This is a genomic window from Pseudomonas sp. NDM (assembly GCF_003105095.1).
In the GTDB taxonomy this organism is placed as follows: Bacteria; Pseudomonadota; Gammaproteobacteria; order Pseudomonadales; family Pseudomonadaceae; genus Aquipseudomonas; species Aquipseudomonas moraviensis_A.
Map to the genome: position 1 here is coordinate 1 of NZ_QETJ01000046.1, position 16,768 is coordinate 16,768.

The 16,768-nt window shown below is 59.3% G+C and carries 12 protein-coding genes, 1 tRNA gene and 1 pseudogene; 3 read left to right on the plus strand and 11 right to left on the minus strand.

Annotated features, from left to right (window positions below; genetic code table 11):
- From DCO47_RS27145 to rpsU, 7 genes and pseudogenes are all read right to left on the minus strand, one after another.
- Nucleotides 1-218 (minus strand): annotated as a pseudogene (locus tag DCO47_RS27145) (AsnC family transcriptional regulator); the annotation flags it as partial.
- A gap of 308 nt (nt 219-526) precedes the next feature.
- A complete protein-coding gene (locus tag DCO47_RS12260) occupies nt 527-967 on the minus strand; it encodes a hypothetical protein (RefSeq protein ID WP_116658189.1) in 441 nt (146 codons plus the stop codon).
- A 280-nt stretch (nt 968-1,247) separates the two neighbouring features.
- Nucleotides 1,248-1,324, minus strand: a tRNA-Ile gene (locus DCO47_RS12265).
- A gap of 15 nt (nt 1,325-1,339) precedes the next feature.
- Complete coding sequence (locus tag DCO47_RS12270) at nt 1,340-5,086, minus strand: bifunctional diguanylate cyclase/phosphodiesterase (RefSeq protein ID WP_116658181.1); 3,747 nt, start codon at nt 5,084-5,086, stop codon at nt 1,340-1,342.
- Nucleotides 5,087-5,211: 125 nt separating this feature from the next.
- Nucleotides 5,212-7,059: an RNA polymerase sigma factor RpoD gene (rpoD, locus tag DCO47_RS12275; RefSeq protein WP_042610108.1), complete on the minus strand. Its 1,848-nt coding sequence runs from the start codon at nt 7,057-7,059 to the stop codon at nt 5,212-5,214.
- A 67-nt stretch (nt 7,060-7,126) separates the two neighbouring features.
- Complete coding sequence (dnaG, locus tag DCO47_RS12280) at nt 7,127-9,091, minus strand: DNA primase (RefSeq protein ID WP_116658182.1); 1,965 nt, start codon at nt 9,089-9,091, stop codon at nt 7,127-7,129.
- A gap of 486 nt (nt 9,092-9,577) precedes the next feature.
- Nucleotides 9,578-9,793 (minus strand): 30S ribosomal protein S21, encoded by a 216-nt coding sequence (gene rpsU / locus DCO47_RS12285; RefSeq protein WP_002551877.1) that lies wholly within the window; start codon nt 9,791-9,793, stop codon nt 9,578-9,580.
- A gap of 199 nt (nt 9,794-9,992) precedes the next feature.
- On the opposite strand from rpsU, the gene tsaD reads away from it, so the two are divergent.
- Entirely contained in the window at nt 9,993-11,018 is a 1,026-nt protein-coding gene (gene tsaD / locus DCO47_RS12290; RefSeq protein WP_042610110.1) for a tRNA (adenosine(37)-N6)-threonylcarbamoyltransferase complex transferase subunit TsaD, read from the plus strand.
- 23 nt (nt 11,019-11,041) lie between these two features.
- Here tsaD and plsY read toward each other — a convergent pair whose 3' ends face one another.
- Nucleotides 11,042-11,611 carry a glycerol-3-phosphate 1-O-acyltransferase PlsY gene (gene plsY, locus DCO47_RS12295; RefSeq protein WP_024014548.1) on the minus strand — a complete coding sequence of 190 codons (570 nt, stop codon included), beginning with the start codon at nt 11,609-11,611 and terminating at the stop codon, nt 11,042-11,044.
- A gap of 74 nt (nt 11,612-11,685) precedes the next feature.
- Here plsY and folB point away from each other — a divergent pair, with 74 nt between their 5' ends.
- Both folB and folK read left to right on the plus strand, forming a co-directional pair.
- On the plus strand, nt 11,686-12,042 hold the full coding sequence (gene folB, locus DCO47_RS12300; protein WP_064365404.1) for a dihydroneopterin aldolase: 357 nt from the start codon (nt 11,686-11,688) through the stop codon (nt 12,040-12,042).
- Nucleotides 12,033-12,551 (plus strand): 2-amino-4-hydroxy-6-hydroxymethyldihydropteridine diphosphokinase, encoded by a 519-nt coding sequence (folK, locus tag DCO47_RS12305; RefSeq protein WP_042610112.1) that lies wholly within the window; start codon nt 12,033-12,035, stop codon nt 12,549-12,551. The genes folB and folK overlap by 10 nt, the downstream gene beginning before the upstream one ends.
- Nucleotides 12,552-12,636: 85 nt before the next feature.
- Here the strand turns inward: folK and DCO47_RS12310 are convergent, their stop codons facing one another.
- The 3 genes from DCO47_RS12310 to DCO47_RS12320 form a co-directional block, all read right to left on the minus strand.
- Nucleotides 12,637-13,866: a multifunctional CCA addition/repair protein gene (locus DCO47_RS12310; protein ID WP_116658183.1), complete on the minus strand. Its 1,230-nt coding sequence runs from the start codon at nt 13,864-13,866 to the stop codon at nt 12,637-12,639.
- A 64-nt stretch (nt 13,867-13,930) separates the two neighbouring features.
- The gene (locus DCO47_RS12315; protein WP_024014545.1) at nt 13,931-15,493 is read right to left on the minus strand and encodes a SpoVR family protein; all 1,563 of its coding nucleotides are present in this window, start codon (nt 15,491-15,493) and stop codon (nt 13,931-13,933) included.
- Nucleotides 15,490-16,761 carry a YeaH/YhbH family protein gene (locus DCO47_RS12320; RefSeq protein WP_039757709.1) on the minus strand — a complete coding sequence of 424 codons (1,272 nt, stop codon included), beginning with the start codon at nt 16,759-16,761 and terminating at the stop codon, nt 15,490-15,492. The genes DCO47_RS12315 and DCO47_RS12320 overlap by 4 nt, the downstream gene beginning before the upstream one ends.
- Nucleotides 16,762-16,768 lie beyond the last annotated feature (7 nt).

The window sequence follows — 16,768 nt, forward strand, 5'->3', positions numbered from 1 at the left end:
CCCTGCACACCACCCTCTACCCCGCGCTGCCGCGGCCCCACCCCATCGCCGGTGATCACTTGGCGTTTTTCCACCCGGCCCGGGCCCGACGTCACCGTATGGCGACAAATCCCTAGTTGACGGGCGAGCATGTCAAGGCTTTCCTGGGCGTTAATTGTCGGCGCGGCGTCCTGCTGGGGATCGATGGCGTCGAGGGTGGGGGGGCGGGTGTCTGGCAAGGGAGGCTCCATTGGTGTGGGGCGGTGAGATTACGGATGTTACAGGGTCAATTGCATTGGGCATACTCGCAGCACCATCGGTTGATGGGGGGGAGTTGGCGGCCGTGACGGTTGCTCTTGTCAGGTTCAAGGGCTATCATCGGCACGTCAGCACAGACCGGAACTTTGCAAGCAAAGGGTGTTGATTTCGGTGGCGCAAGCTACTCCTAGCCAGTGAGCGGGATAAGCGGGAAACCGTGAAAGGACAGGCCGATATTGAGATTTACAGAAAGCCCCGATGTGCATGCGTCGGGGCTTTTTGCTTTCTCTCAAATGGACTTTCCCGTGTTTCGCATTTCCAGGATGTAGCGGACGTTATGTGGTTTTCCTTTCGGCAGCTTCGACCGCCCCCACTCAGCGACCTCGTAGGCGGAAATGATCCGGAGTTTGAGACGGTTCGTTGAGTGCTGCGGCTTGCTGATAGAAAAAAAGACCGCGTAGTCATGCAAGTCCAGACAGTAATAGCGCTGACTGTTTTCTACGTAGAAGGGCACAGCCAGACCTTTGAAAAAGCGTTTGTGCAAGTAATCCGTAATCTGGCTGCTGCAGTGGTGGCGGTCCGCACAAAAATACCGAACTTCTCCCCTGTGTCTTAGTGGCTGGCCGTGACCTTTGTCATCGGTAAAACAGTGGAACCCGAATTCAAACCTGACAACCAGCTGCTGCGCAGCCACTTCAAATGCGAGTTCGAAGGGTTGTAAATGCGCCATGCAGTATTTGCGTCCGCCAATTATCAGGTCTTTCCATTCCATTGTTACTGTCGCCGGACGTATTGATTTGTACGGATTTCCAAGCCCCGGTCGCTGATAAGCAGCGACGTCTCGAGAGTATCCCTGCGAAGACATCATCAACAGACGTCTTACCGCTCAAAACCGCAGCTTCGGATCTTTCCTACAGCTCTGGTCAGGTCTTCCGAACATTGCGCACGCCAAGACGCAACCCAACCACTCGCCCACAAAAAAGCCGCGCATTCGGCGCGGCTTTTCAATTTGGTGGGCCCACACGGACTCGAACCGTGGACCAAAGGATTATGAGTCCTCTGCTCTAACCAACTGAGCTATAGGCCCTCAGTAGGCCGCGGATTATAGCGACGGTTTCGCGGCTGTGCTATCCGAAAAATCCGATACGGTCACATGCAGAAACGTGGCGGCGAATTCATTCGGTGGCAGCGGCAGGCTGACGATGTAGCCCTGGATCTGTTCACAACCTTCCGCGGCGAGGAATTGTTGTTGGGCCTGGGTTTCCACGCCTTCGGCAATCACCGTGAATTGCATGCTCCGCCCTAGCGCGATGATGGCGCGTACGATCGCCGCGTCGTGGGGATCGTCGGGCAGTCCGCGGACGAAAGACTGATCGATCTTGAGGATGTCCAACGGCAGGCGTTTGAGGTAGCTGAGCGAGGAGTAGCCGGTGCCGAAGTCGTCGATCGCCAGCTGTACGCCGAGGTGTTTGAGCTGGTGCAGCACCGCCAGCGCCTCTTCGGCCTGACTCATGATGAAATTCTCGGTAATTTCCAGTTGCAGTAAATCCGGCCTGAGGCGGTTTTCCTTGAGCAGTTGCTCGATGCGTACCAGCAGGTTCGGTTGACGCAGCTGCGCTCCGGCGAGGTTCACTGACAGCGGGCCGAGCGGTTGATAAATCCGGTTCCACTCGAACATCTGCCGGCATGCGGTTTCCAGCACCCAATCGCCGATCTGCAGGATCATGCCGTTCTCTTCGGCCAGCGGGATGAAGTGCTCGGGCGGCACTTCGCCGAAGGTCGGATGACGCCAGCGAATCAGTGCTTCGGCGCCCACCAGACTGTGGTCGACCAGGCTGATTTTCGGTTGGTAGTAGAGAAACAGCTCGTCGCGCTCGATGGCGCGGCGCAGTTCGTGTTCCAGTGCTATGCGTTCGCTGGCTTGGGCGGTGAGGTCGCGGGTGTAGCTTTCGACGCGATTGCGCCCCTTGGCTTTGGAACGGTACATCGCCGCGTCAGCGTTTTTCACCAGCGTCGCCACGTCGCAACCGTCGCGTGGATAGAGACTGGTGCCGATGCTGGCGCTGATGAAGAACTCGTGTTCGCCGGCCTGGAACGGCGCGCCGAAGCAATTGAGCAGTTTCGTCGCGATGTTGTCGGCGTCGCTGGCTTGCTGCAAGCCCGGCAGCAAAATGATGAATTCGTCACCGCCCAATCGGGCGACGGTGTCGATATCTCGTAACTGTTCCTTCAAACGCACGGCGATGCCCTTGAGCAACAGGTCGCCCACCGGGTGGCCGAGGCTGTCGTTGATGTGCTTGAAGCGGTCCAGATCGAGAAACAGCACCGCGCCCTGGCCGCCATTTTCCTGTTGGCTGGTCAAGGCCATTTGCAGGCGACTTTCGAACAAAGTGCGATTGGGCAGGCCGGTCAGCGGGTCGTGGTGAGCCTGGTAATCGAGCTTGGCCTGGGCGTGCTTGAGGCTGGAAATATCGGCGAATACCGCGACGAAGTGGGTGATGAACTTGTCGCGATTACGCACGGCGCTGATGGTCAGCCAGCTCGGGTACAGCTCGCCGTTCTTGCGCCGGTTGGAAATCTCGCCTTGCCAGTGTCCCTCGTCGGTCAATTGGTGCCACATCGCCGCGTAGAACGCGCTGTCATGCAGCCCAGACGCCAATAGCCTTGGCGTGTGGCCCAGCGCCTCGCTTTCGCTGTAGCCGGTGATTTCGGTGAAGGCGCGATTGACCGCGCTGATGTGTTGCTGGGTGTCGGTGATCAGTACACCTTCAGCGGTGCTTTCGAAAACCGTCGCCGCCTGCTGCAGTTTTTCCTGCATGAGATGGCGCTCGGTGATGTCCCGGGCGATGGTCAGCATGCAGTCTTCGTCGCCGATCGGCAGCGGGCGACTGGAGACTTCACACAGGCGAATCTGCCCGTCACTGCGACGGATATGGCAGGTGAAGTCACGGACAAAACCGTCGCGGTGCAACAGGTCGAGCATCTGTTTGCGTTCGTTGAGGTTGACCCAGATCCCGAGATCCAGCGTTGACCGATCCACTGACATGGCGCTGTTGAAACCGGTGATGCGGCTGAAACCTTCGTTGACCTCCAACAACAGGCCGTCGCTTTGGCGCGACAGCAGCAAACCGTCCGGCGACGCATGAAAAGCCTTGGCAAACTTCTCTTCCGAGGTCTGCAATTGCTGTTGGGTTTCCTTGAGCTGGCTGATGTCGCGCACCACGACCACCAGCGCCGGGGTGGTGTCGAGGTCGAAGGGTTCGGCGGAAATCAGCCCGGTGAATACCTGGCCGTTGTTGCGGCGAAAGGGCATCTCCAGATTACGAATGCTGCCAGCCTGCAAGCGCTGCAACAGGCCCGGGCCGACGCCGGGAATGCCCCAGATATTGAGGTGGGTGGCGGTTTGGCCGATCACGTCCTCGGCCCTGAGACCGATCTGCTCTTCGAAGGCCTCGTTGACCTCGAGCAAGCAGCCGTCGGACATCCGCGCAATTACCAGAATGTCCGGACACTGTTCGAACACCGAGGCGAATTTCTGTTCCGACAGGCGCAGCGCCTCTTCGGTGCGCTTGATTTCGCTGATGTCGATCATCAAACCGCGCATCACCGGTTCGTGGCCATGCTCGATCAGACTGACAATGTCGCGCACCCACAGGCAGCGGCCGTCGGCGGTGATGACGCGATAGTCGACGATGTGATCGCGGCCCTGTCGCAGCGCTTCCTTGCAATAGTTCTGCGTGCGGGTCAGGTCGGCGGGGTGAATGATGTTGTGCCAGAAGCCCGGAATCAGCCAATGGGACTGTGGATAGCCGAGCAAGTCTTCAGCGTGAGGCGAGACATAGCTGTAGGTGAAGTCGCTCATCCGCGCTTCCCAGGCAATCGCCGACAAGCTTTCGACCAGGCCACGGTAGTGATATTCGCTGCTGCGCAATTCCTGCTCGAGGTCGATGCGCCGGGTGATTTCCGAGCTCAGGCGGCGGTTGATGCGAATCACCACGGCGAGGACGGTGATCAGCAGTAACAGACCGGGCAGGCCATACACCAGCAGGTCTGACCAGAACGAGCGATGGTCGAGCACATTGCCGACCCAATGCTCCTGGATGCTGCTGATTTCCGCCGGCGTCATGTCGGCAAGGACCTTGTCGAGAATCCCCACCAGCACCTTGTTGTCGCGGGGGACGGCCATCGCCAGTTGATAGCGATACGGGGTTTCGCCGCTGACGTAGAGGCCGTCGAGTTTGAGCTGGCGCAGGCTCCAGACGCTGGAAGCCAGGTCACCGACCACCGCGTCCACTTCATCAGTCGCCAGGGCTTGCAGCGCCGAACTGACGTTGGGCATGGCGACCAGATTCAGGTCGGGGTGGTGAGTGCGTAGTAGTTCGTGGGGGGCGTAGTTGTCCACCACGGCGATTTTCAGCCCATACAGGTCATCGAGTTTGCGCGGCTGGGCGCCGCCGACATGGGCGAGGATGACGATCGGAAAGTCGAGGTACGGCCGGGTGAATGACAGATAGTTCTGGCGTTCCGGCGTAGACATGATCCCCGGCAGCAAATCGATCTTGCCCTTCTTGACCTGCTCCAGCACCACCGTCCAGCTCACCGGTTCGATGGGCGTCAGCTTGATCGCCAGACGTTGACGGATCACGTCGATATAGTCGGCAGCCAGACCCTGATAACGGTTCTGGTCGTCGCGAAATTCGAAGGGCGGCCACGATGCATCGACACCCAGGCGCAAGTCAGGGTGAGCCGCCAGCCAGCTGCGTTCTTCATCGGTGAGAGTCAGCGCGTCAGCCGTGGCGGTGCAGATCATCAATGACAGCAGAAACAGCACGGGCGCCAGTCTGGGCATAACGCTCTCGTCAGGGCTGGGGGTGATTGTTTCGAGTGTAGACGGGGTATGCGGCGGGGAGGGTGGGGCGGGGAATTTAATCTGCCATAAAACAAAACCCCCGGCCTGGGCCGGGGGTTCTGGTATCACTCGTCGAGGAAGGAGCGCAGATGCTCGCTTCGCGTCGGGTGGCGCAGCTTGCGCAGCGCCTTGGCTTCGATCTGACGGATCCGCTCACGCGTTACGTCAAACTGTTTGCCCACTTCTTCGAGCGTATGGTCGGTGTTCATGTCGATACCGAAGCGCATGCGCAATACCTTGGCTTCACGGGCAGTGAGGCCGGACAGTACTTCGCGAGTCGCTTCCTTCAGACTTTCCACCGTGGCGACATCGATTGGCGACTGCATGGTCGAGTCTTCGATGAAGTCGCCCAGATGGGAGTCTTCGTCATCACCGATCGGGGTTTCCATGGAGATCGGCTCTTTGGCGATCTTCAGTACCTTGCGGATCTTGTCCTCAGGCATTTCCATGCGTTCGCCCAGCTCTTCCGGGGTCGGTTCGCGACCCATTTCCTGCAGCATCTGCCGGGAAATACGGTTGAGCTTGTTGATCGTCTCGATCATGTGCACCGGGATACGAATGGTGCGGGCCTGGTCGGCGATCGAGCGAGTGATCGCCTGACGGATCCACCAGGTGGCATAAGTCGAGAACTTGTAACCGCGACGATATTCGAACTTGTCCACCGCTTTCATCAGACCGATGTTGCCTTCCTGGATCAGATCGAGGAATTGCAGACCGCGGTTGGTGTACTTCTTGGCGATCGAGATCACCAGACGCAGGTTGGCTTCAACCATCTCTTTCTTCGCGCGGCGGGCCTTGGCCTCACCGATCGACATGCGACGGTTGATGTCCTTGATTTCGGCGATGGTCAGACCGGTCTCGGTTTCCAGCGCGATCAGTTTCTGCTGGCAACGGATGATGTCCGGCTGCACGCGACCGATGGCTTCGGCGTACTTGCTCTTGCCTTTGGCCAGGGCGTCGGACCAGCTTTCGTCGACTTCGTTGCCCGGGAACTGACGCAGGAAATCGGCGCGCGGCATACGTGCATCACGTACGCACAGCTGCATGATCGCGCGCTCTTGCTGACGCAGACGATCCAGGGCACTGCGTACACGCTCGACCAGGGCTTCGAATTGCTTCGGCACCAGTTTGATCGGCATGAACAGCTCGGCCAGGGCCAGCAACTCGGCAACCGCTGCCTTGTTGTGACGACCGTGCTTTTTCAGGGCCTTGCGGGTGATTTCCATCTGGTCGGCCACGGCGCCGAAGCGCTGCGCAGCAATGACCGGATCCGGACCGCTTTCGGCTTCTTCTTCGTCATCGGAAGAGTCGGCTTCATCGTCGTCGGTGTCGTCGTCGGCCTTGACGGCTTTCGGATCGACCGGCGGCGGCACTTCTGCCGCAGGCGGCGCGATGCCGTCGTCCGGGTCGATATAACCGCTCAGGACGTCGGACAGGCGACCACCTTCGGTGGTGACGCGGGTGTACTCGGAGAGGATGTGGTCAACCGTGCCAGGGAAATGCGCGATTGCGCTCATCACTTCACGAATGCCTTCTTCGATCCGCTTGGCGATTTCGATTTCGCCTTCACGGGTCAGAAGCTCGACCGTACCCATTTCACGCATGTACATGCGCACCGGGTCAGTGGTGCGACCAATATCGGTCTCCACCGCCGCCAACGCAGCGGCTGCTTCTTCCGCAGCGGCCTCGTCGGTATCGGCGTCGGCCAACATAAGGGCGTCCGCATCCGGAGCACTCTCGTGTACGGGGATCCCCATGTCGTTAATCATGCGGATGATGTCTTCCACCTGCTCCGGATCTGAAATATCCTCGGGCAGGTGGTCGTTGACCTCGGCGTAAGTCAGATACTTCTGCTCACGACCCAGTTTGATCAACTCAATAATACGAGACTGCTGTTGCGCTTTTCCGGACATAACACCCTATCCACTGAAGGTCTTGGCGGGCAAAAAACAAGCCGAGGATTATACCTGAGCTATGACCTCACGCGCCAGTTGAGGTCGGGTTTGATGCGGAAACATTGCGACTTAAAAGGTCGCGCAGTTGATTTTTCTCTTCGACGCTCAGTTCGCTTTGCCGCGCTTTCCTGAGTAACTGTTCGAGATTTCGCTCGCGTTGGCGGGCTGACAAGCTAGTAATGGTGTCGAAAAACTGTTGTTCAAGGTTATCTCCGTCAATCAGCCATTCCTTTTCTGCCAGTGCCTTGAGCAAACGACCCTGTTCAGTACCGTGCCATCGCGCGATCAACTGAAATGAGTTTAGCTTGGGATTCTTCTGCACGGCTTCGAGCAGCGCCACAAGCAGTTGGGCGTTGGTCTGATTTTCATCGGCAATGTGCCCGGCGTCTTCGACGCGCTTGGCCAGTTGCGGATGATGGAGCAATGTTCTAAGGGCCGTCAGGGTTGGCGATTCAACGCCAATCGGCGTGCGCGGGCGCTGCGGTTCACGGTCGCCGCCACGCTTGCCATTCTTCTCCCACGGTTTCTTGTCCCACTTCTTGCCGCCGGCGCCGGGTTTCTTCGGCGTCCATTCCTGCTGCGGCACATACATGTCCTGTGCCTGCGGCTGATGGTAGTCGCTGTAATCCGGCATGGCGTCGTAATCGATGCCCGGATCATAGGCGGGCGGTGCTTCCTGCGGTGCACTCTGGACCAATTGGCTGACGGTCTCGCTGCTCAGGCCGGTGATCTCGGTCAGGCGCTGACGCATGAGAATGCGCAGGTTTGCGCCCGGCACCTTGTCGATCAGCGGCGCAGCGAGGGTGGCCATGTGCGCCTTGCCCTCGAGGGAGCGCGGATCGGCTTCTTCGGTCAGTTGCTGGAAAAAATAATCGGCCAGCGGCTGCGCGTGCTGATTGATGCGCGCCTTGAAAGCGTCGGTGCCTTCGGCGCGCACCAGGGTATCCGGGTCTTCGCCTTCGGGCAGAAACAGGAATCGTGCGCGGCGACCGTCCTGCAGGCACGGCAGGGTCGCCTCCAGTGCGCGCCACGCGGCATTGCGGCCGGCCTGGTCGCCGTCGAAGCAGAACAATACGTTCGGCACGACGCGGAACAGGCGCTTCAAATGTTCTTCGCTGGTCGCGGTGCCCAGCGTGGCGACGGCATTGCGCAAGCCTTGCTGGGCGAGGGCGATGACGTCCATGTAGCCTTCGACGACGATGATTTCGTCGAGGTTGCGATTGTTCTTGCGCGCTTCATAGAGGCCGTAGAGTTCCTGGCCTTTATGGAATACCGGGGTTTCCGGTGAGTTCAGGTACTTGGGCTTGTCGTCACCGAGTACGCGGCCGCCGAAGGCAATGATCCGTCCACGGGTGTCGCGGATCGGGAACATTACGCGATCACGGAAGCGATCATAGCGTTTGCCGGTTTCGGCGTTCTCGATCAGCAGACCGGCTTCGATCATGGCCTTCTGTTGCAGGGTGTCGCTGCTCAGATGCTTGAGCAGATTGTCCCAGCCCGGTGGCGCAAAACCGAGGCCGAAATCCCGGGCGATCTCGCCGGTCAGGCCGCGACCCTTGAGGTAATCCACTGCGGCCTTGCGCGATGGATGACTCTTCAGTGCCTGCCGATAGAAGTCAGCGGCGGCGGTGAGCAGCGGGTACAGCGGCGAATCGGTCGGCTGGCGCGGCTTGCGCTCGCGGCCGCTTTCTTCGCGGGGGATTTCCATGCCGGCGGCTTTGGCCAGATCTTCGACGGCCTGGGGGAAATCCAGGTTGTCGTGATCCATGAGAAAGCCGAGGGCGTTGCCGCCAGCGCCGCAGCCGAAGCAGTAATAGAACTGCTTGTCGGGGCTGACGCTGAATGACGGGGTTTTCTCTTTATGGAACGGGCAGCAGGCGGTGTAGTTCTTGCCGGCCTTCTTCAATTGCACGCGCGAGCTGACCACGTCGACGATGTCGGTGCGGTTCAGCAGGTCGTCAATGAAGCTCTGGGGAATCAGCCCGGCCATGGCATTCTCGTCGTCTGCGCTGCAATAAATCCGTTGCGCCAGGCTGTCGGACGCGGGCCATTGTTGGAAACGCACAAAAAGTGCGGCTCGACCGGTGTCGTCTGCGTGATCGCTGTCGGGAAGTGTATCTGCCGAAAATCCACTGACGTTAGTACCTATCAGTCTTCGACTATTTGAAAGTGTTGCGCTGAATCCGCTGACGGCCGGTTGTCGGCCTCGGATAGCTCAATAAAGCGGGCACGCATGCAGGTGCCTTGGGCTGATCGTCGTAAGAGGAATCAGTGGGTGTGCTCGTCAGTAGCCTTGAAAGGCTCGTCAGAAAAGACGTGCACCGCTGGCAAAAGAGCCAGGCCTGACGCGGTGAAGCAGATTTGTCTCGGTCGCATCGGCGGCGTCGACGGTGAAGCATCAAGCGTTTTACGCAAATGCCATTAGCCCGGCTGAGGGCCGGGCTTAGGCAAGAAGCTTGCTACGAACGTCTGTGTATTAGTACAGACGAACGGCGCGGCGCTGTTCGCGCTGAACTTTCTTGGCGTGACGCTTAACAGCGGCTGCTGCCTTGCGCTTACGCTCAGAAGTTGGCTTCTCGTAAAATTCGCGGCTACGAACTTCAGCCAGTACACCGGCTTTTTCGCAGGAGCGCTTGAAACGACGCAGAGCTACGTCGAAGGGTTCGTTCTCTTTTACTTTGACGGCTGGCATCCAGAGCTACCTTCATTCATTACCGGGGTCAACATCCTCGCGGCAAAAGAGCACTTGAAGACGTCGGTTTTTAAGGGTTGCGGATGTTAACCCCTCATCGCTCGGAATGCAAAGCCTCTGATCGAAAACCGCTGGTCGGGGCATCACGTGGCGACTATTATGCGCGCCTTCGAATTCAGCCTAAACAAGGCGCAAACCCATGCTAGTACTGGGATTAGAAACCTCCTGCGACGAAACCGGCGTCGCATTGTATGACAGCGAGCGCGGCCTGCTGGCCGATGCGCTGTTCAGTCAGATCGACCTGCACCGCGTCTATGGCGGTGTGGTGCCGGAGCTGGCTTCGCGTGACCACGTCAAACGCATGCTGCCCTTGATCCGTCAGGTGTTGGCCGAGGCCGACTGCGTGCCGACCGAGATCGACGCAATCGCCTATACCGCGGGTCCTGGCCTGGTCGGCGCGCTGCTGGTCGGTGCATCCTGCGCGCAGGCACTGGCGTTTGCCTGGGGCATTCCGGCGCTTGGCGTGCACCACATGGAAGGCCACCTGCTGGCACCGATGCTGGAGCCGAAACCACCGGAATTCCCGTTCGTCGCTTTGTTGGTTTCCGGTGGTCATACGCAGCTGGTTCAGGTCGACGGCATCGGCCAATACAGCCTGCTTGGCGAGACACTCGACGATGCGGCCGGCGAAGCGTTCGACAAGACCGCGAAGATGATGGGCCTCAATTATCCCGGCGGGCCGGAAATCGCCAAGCTGGCCGAGAAGGGCGTCGCAGGACGTTTTACCTTCCCGCGTCCGATGTGTGATCGTCCGGGGCTGGATTTCAGCTTCAGCGGCCTGAAAACCTTCGCCCTCAACACCTGGCAGCAATGCGTCAGCGCCGGGGACGACGGCGAACAAGCCCGTTGCGACATCGCGCTGGCGTTCCAGCAGGCCGTGGTGGAGACTTTGACCATCAAGTGCAAGCGCGCCCTGAAACAGGCGGGCATGAAGCGGCTGGTGATCGCCGGCGGCGTCAGCGCCAACAAGGCGTTGCGGATTTCCCTGGAAAAGATGCTCGGCGATATGAAGGGCGATGTGTTCTACGCGCGTCCCGAGTTCTGCACCGACAATGGCGCAATGATCGCGTTTGCCGGATGCCAGCGCCTCAAGGCCGGTCAGCAGGAAAGTCTGGCCATCACCGTGCAGGCGCGCTGGCCGATGGAGCAGTTGTCGGCATTGTGATCAGCGATGCTCGCGGACGTCATTCAAAAATGCCGTTCGCGCCCGGCAAACAGGTCGCGTAGATTGCCGCGATGACGCCAGACAATCAGCAAGGTCAGCGCGCTCATTGGCAACAAGGCCTCCGGTTCCTGCCAGGCCAGCAGCGGCAGGGTCAACGGAGTGGCAATCAGCGCTGCCAGCGAACTGGTGCGAGTCAGGTAGAACGTCAGCAGCCAGGCGCACACCGCCAGCAGCGCGGCAGGTGGATACAGGCCGAGCAACATGCCGGCGGCAGTGGCGACGCCTTTGCCGCCACGAAAGCGGAAGTACAGCGGGAACAGGTGACCGATCACGGCGCACACGCCAATCCACGCCTGATCCTGCAGCGAAAGGCCCGCGCTCGATGCGATCAGCACCGGCAGCAGGCCTTTGCACAGATCACCGAGCAGGGTCAGGATCGCCAGTTTGCGACCGGCCAGGCGCAGCATGTTGGTGGCGCCGGCATTACCCGAGCCACTCATTCGCGGATCCGGGTTTCCGGTCAGGCGGCTGAGCAAAATGGCGAAGGACAGCGAGCCGAGCAGGTAGGCGAGAATCGCCAGTAACCAAAACATGCTAACTATTCCGGGCGAGGACGCCCTGATTCTAACGGCGCATCGCGCCCTTGTCGTGCAGCGGAGAGAAGTGCTTGGACAGAGTGTTTATCGAGGGCCTGGAAGTCGACACCGTGATCGGTGCCTACGACTGGGAGCGCGGCATCCGTCAGTGCCTGCGTCTTGATCTGAGCTTCGCCTGGGACAATCGCCCGGCCGCCGCTGGTGACGACCTGACCCTGGCGCTCGATTACGCCAGCGTTTCCACGCGCATCCAGGCTTTTGCCGAGCAGGCGCAGTTCCAACTGGTCGAGACCTTTGCCGAGCGTCTGGTTGAAGTGCTCATGGCCGAATTCAACATCACCTGGGTACGACTGAAGCTGACCAAGCCGGGCGCCGTGCCGGCAGCCAAGGGCGGTGTGGGTGTGGAGATCGAGCGCGGATGTCGCTGACTCAGGTCTACCTCGGGCTCGGTAGCAATATCGAGCGGGAAACCCATTTGCGTGCCGGTCTCGATGCGCTGGCGAAATTTCTGGTGGATATCCGTTGTTCGGCGGTGTTCGAGAGCCAGCCGGTGGGCATCAAGAGCGGGCCGTTCTTCAATTTCGTGGTTTCGGCGTACACCGATCTGCCATTGATGGAGCTGGATCGGCGCTTGAAATTCATCGAGGCGGATAACGGTCGTTATGCACCGGATCGCAAGGGGTTGCCGCTGGATATCGACGTGCTGCTGTATGGCGATCTGGTGGGTAATTTCGACGGATTGACTCTGCCGCGGGCGGAAATCCTGAAAAACGCTTTCGTGCTGTGGCCGCTGTCATTGATCGCGCCGCAGCGGGTGCATCCGGGTGTGGGCAAGAGTTTTGCGACGTTGTGGGCTGAGGCGCAGATTGATCAGGTGTTGGCGCCGGTTGCGTTCGAATGGCGGGGGGAGCAGCTCACGCCTTCGGATTTGCGCTGACCAACGGGCGCCATCGCGAGCAGGCTCACTCCTACATTTTGGAACGCATTCCCCTGTAGGAGTGAGCCTGCTCGCGATGCTTTTTTTAAACCGACGCCGATTCTTTGTAGGTCTTTAACGCTTTGAGCCGCTCACGCTTCAGCGCTTCGCCCAACTGAGGGCCCTTGAAGCCCATTTCCAGCAGTGGCTGCACCGCCACTTCTCGCGCAGCCTTCGCCGCCCCACGCAGATATTCCGCCTGTGGATAACTGCGCTGCTCCAGGCCTTTGCGGCCACGAGCATCCATCTCGCACGCAGCGATGAACTCCTCGAAGCGCTGCGGCCGCCGATAGACATCGAAGCTCTGCAGCAACTCCAGCAATGTGGACGCCTTCAACTCCAGAGCCCGGTGCCCATGGGTGTGATACTGGCCGACCAGCAGAGCCAGTTCCTGACAATCCTTGGGTGCCTTGAAGCGCTGGTTGACCGCTTTGATCAGCTTCAGCCCGGTGTGCTCATGAGCGATATGCCGAGGCCATTCCTCTTCTGGCGTCAGGCCTTTGCCCAAGTCATGCAGCAGGCAGGCCCAGCGCACCGTCAGCGGTTGCCTGTGCAGGGCTGATTGTTCCAGCACGCTCAGGGTGTGCAGGCCTGTGTCGATTTCCGGGTGATGGGCCTGCGGCTGCGGTACGCCGAACAAGGCGTCAACCTCCGGCATCAGCACTTTGAGGGCGCCGCAGTTGCGCAACACCTGGACGAATACCTGCGGGTGGTTTTCCATCAGCGCCCGGGAAATTTCCTTCCAGCTGCGTTCGGCCGTCAGTGCCTGCAGTTCCCCGGACTCGCTGAGCTGACGCATCAGCTCCATTGTCTCGTCTGCGACCGTGAAGCCCAGTTCGGCATAGCGCGCGGCGAAACGGGCAACGCGCAGCACACGCAGTGGATCTTCGGCGAACGCCGGGGAAACATGACGAAGAATTCGCGCTTCAAGATCGCGCTGGCCATGATAGGGATCGGTCAGGTTGAGCTGATCGTCTTCAGCCATGGCATTGATCGTCAGGTCGCGGCGAATCAGGTCTTCTTCCAACGTGACTTCGGGACTTGCATGGAAAGTGAAGCCGCCGTAGCCGCGCCCGCTTTTGCGCTCGGTGCGGGCGAGGGCGTATTCCTCGCCGGTCTTCGGGTGCAGAAACACCGGAAAATCTGCGCCAACCGGGCGGAATCCCTTGGCGAGCATTTCTTCAGTGGTCGCGCCGACCACGACCCGGTCGACATCAGTGACCGGCAATCCCAACAGGCGATCACGTACCGCGCCGCCAACCTTGTAAACCTGCATAAAAAAACCTCCGTCAGTCCGACAGGATAACCTTTGCGTCAGACTTGCGGAGGCCAGAACCGGATCAAAGATGAATCACGGCCAGGTCGAGCCGGCCGTAATCGCCTTCGCTGTGTTCACTGCGCGGCGGGACGTGATGGGTTTTCATGATCTGGTCACCCTGCAGGGTTTCCAGATGAATGTCGAAACCCCATAGCCGGTGCAAGTGCTTGAGCACTTCCTCGGTGGAGTCGCCCAACGGTTTACGGTCGTGCTGCTGATGACGCAGGGTCAGGGAGCGGTCGCCGCGCCGGTCGATGCTGTAGATCTGCACGTTGGGTTCACGATTGCCGAGGTTGTACTGCGCAGCCAGGGTTTCGCGGATGATGCGGTAGCCGCCCTCGTCATGAATGGCCGGCACCAGCAGGTCATCCTTCTGATCGTCATCCAGGATGCTGAAGAGCTTCAGATCGCGGATCACCTTGGGTGACAGGTACTGCAGGATAAAACTCTCGTCCTTGAAACTGCTCATGGCGAACTTGATGGTCGACAGCCAGTCGGAGCCGGCGATATCCGGAAACCAGCGACGGTCTTCCTCGGTTGGCTCTTCGCACATGCGCCGAATGTCGCGGTACATGGCGAAGCCCAGCGCATACGGGTTGATACCGCTGTAGTACGGACTGTCGAAACCCGGCTGGAACACCACGCTGGTATGCGAAGTGAGGAACTCCATCATGAAGCCATCAGTGACCAGGCCTTCGTCATACAGGTCATTCATCAGCGTGTAATGCCAGAACGTTGCCCAGCCTTCGTTCATCACCTGGGTCTGGCGCTGCGGATAGAAATACTGGGCGATCTTGCGCACGATTCGCACGATCTCGCGCTGCCACGGCTCCAGCAGAGGTGCATGCTTCTCGATGAAATAGAGGATGTTTTCCTGCGGCTCGGCCGGAAAGCGGGCGTTGTCCTTGTCGCTGTATTTGTCCGCACCCTTGGGGATGGTGCGCCACAGATCATTGATCTGCTTCTGCATGTGCTCTTCGCGATCCTTTTGGCGCCGGCGCTCTTCCTCGGCGGAAATCGGATACGGACGCTTGTAGCGGTCGACACCGTAGTTCATCAGCGCGTGACAGGAGTCGAGCAGATCTTCCACCGCATCGATGCCATGGCGCTCTTCGCACTGCATGATGTACTGCTTGGCGAACACCAGATAATCGATGATCGAACTGGCGTCGGTCCAGGTGCGGAACAGGTAGTTGCCCTTGAAAAAACTGTTGTGGCCGTAGCAGGCATGAGCCACAACCAGCGCCTGCATGCAAATGGTGTTCTCCTCCATCAGGTAGGCGATGCACGGATCGGAGTTGATCACGATCTCGTAAGCCAGGCCCATCTGCCCGCGACTGTAGGATTTCTCGGTGCTGAGGAAGTGTTTGCCATAGGACCAGTGGTGATAGCCCAGCGGCATGCCCACCGAGGCGTAGGCATCCATCATCTGCTCGGCGGTGATCACTTCGATCTGGTTGGGGTAGGTATCCAGCGCATAGCGGGCCGCGATCCGGGCAATTTCGCGGTCGTAGGTCTGGATCAGCTCGAATGTCCATTCGGAGCCTGTGGAAATCGGTTGGCGCTTCTGCTCTTTGGCGGTCATGTCACTAACCTGCGCTGGAAGAGTTCACGGAAGACCGGATAGATATCTCCGGCCGAGACCAGTTGCTGCTGGGCAAAAGTGTCAGAGAAGGCTTCGGCGATGCGTTCGTACTCGTACCACAGGGCCTGATGTTCGCGTGGGGTAATCTCCACATAAGTGTAGTACTGCACAAACGGCATGATCTGATTGATCAGAATGTCACGGCAGATCGGCGAGTCGTCGTTCCAGTTATCGCCGTCGGAGGCTTGAGCGGCATAGATGTTCCACTCGTTGCTTGGATAGCGCTCGGCCATGATTTCCTGCATCAGCTTCAAGGCGCTGGAAACGATGGTGCCGCCGGTTTCCCGTGAGTAGAAAAACTCCTCTTCGTCGACTTCCCGGGCACTGGTGTGGTGGCGGATGAACACCACGTCGATCTTGTCGTAGTTACGCTTGAGGAACAGATATAGCAGGATGAAAAAGCGCTTGGCGATATCCTTGGTCGCTTGCGTCATCGAGCCGGAAACGTCCATCAGGCAGAACATCACCGCTTTCGAGCTGGGGTTCGGTTGCTTGACCAGCAGGTTGTATTTCAAGTCGAAGGTATCGAGGAACGGCACGCGATGGATCCGTGCGCTGAGTTTCTCGATTTCGGCTTCGAGTTCCTGGATATCACCGAAATTGTCCGGCTCTTCGCGCTTGAGCCGCGCCAGCTCTTCCTTGGCTTCGCGCAGTTTCGCGCGGCTGCTGCCGGACAGGGCAATACGACGCGCGTGAGCTGAGCGCAGGGTGCGGATGATATTGATCCGTGACGGATTGCCCTCGTTGCTGATCCCGGCGCGTACCGTTTTGAACGTGTCGGTGCCGGTCAGATTGCGTTTGACCAGATTCGGCAGTTCGAGGTCTTCGAACATGAATTCGAGAAATTCTTCCTGGGTGATCTGGAAGACGAACTCGTCCATGCCTTCGCCGGAATTGCCCGCCTTGCCCGGACCGCGGCCACCTCCGCCTCCGGGTGGGCGCGCAATGTGTTCACCGGCCGTGAATTCCTTGTTGCCGGGATGCACCACGGTCTGTTTACCGCCGCGTCCATGATGAAGCACCGGCTCGTCGATATCGCGACCAGGAATACTGATCTGTTCCCCGTGCTCCATATCGGTAATGGAGCGCCGGCTGACTGCCTCTTCGACAGCCTTTTTGATGTGGTCACGATAACGCCGCAGAAAACGCTGACGGTTCACCGTGCTCTTGTTCTTGCCATTGAGGCGTCGGTCGATCACATAGCTCATAAGGCCC

Excerpts from the sequence above, each read along its gene's own strand:
- DCO47_RS12260 (WP_116658189.1), bottom strand. The coding sequence starts at position 967 with ATGGCGCATTTACAACCCTTCGAACTCGCATTTGAAGTGGCTGCGCAG.
- DCO47_RS12270 (WP_116658181.1), bottom strand. The coding sequence starts at position 5,086 with ATGCCCAGACTGGCGCCCGTGCTGTTTCTGCTGTCATTGATGATCTGC.
- rpoD (WP_042610108.1), bottom strand. The coding sequence starts at position 7,059 with ATGTCCGGAAAAGCGCAACAGCAGTCTCGTATTATTGAGTTGATCAAA.
- dnaG (WP_116658182.1), bottom strand. The coding sequence starts at position 9,091 with ATGGCCGGGCTGATTCCCCAGAGCTTCATTGACGACCTGCTGAACCGC.
- rpsU (WP_002551877.1), bottom strand. The coding sequence starts at position 9,793 with ATGCCAGCCGTCAAAGTAAAAGAGAACGAACCCTTCGACGTAGCTCTG.
- tsaD (WP_042610110.1), top strand. The coding sequence starts at position 9,993 with ATGCTAGTACTGGGATTAGAAACCTCCTGCGACGAAACCGGCGTCGCA.
- plsY (WP_024014548.1), bottom strand. The coding sequence starts at position 11,611 with ATGTTTTGGTTACTGGCGATTCTCGCCTACCTGCTCGGCTCGCTGTCC.
- folK (WP_042610112.1), top strand. The coding sequence starts at position 12,033 with ATGTCGCTGACTCAGGTCTACCTCGGGCTCGGTAGCAATATCGAGCGG.
- DCO47_RS12310 (WP_116658183.1), bottom strand. The coding sequence starts at position 13,866 with ATGCAGGTTTACAAGGTTGGCGGCGCGGTACGTGATCGCCTGTTGGGA.
- DCO47_RS12315 (WP_024014545.1), bottom strand. The coding sequence starts at position 15,493 with ATGACCGCCAAAGAGCAGAAGCGCCAACCGATTTCCACAGGCTCCGAA.
- DCO47_RS12320 (WP_039757709.1), bottom strand. The coding sequence starts at position 16,761 with ATGAGCTATGTGATCGACCGACGCCTCAATGGCAAGAACAAGAGCACG.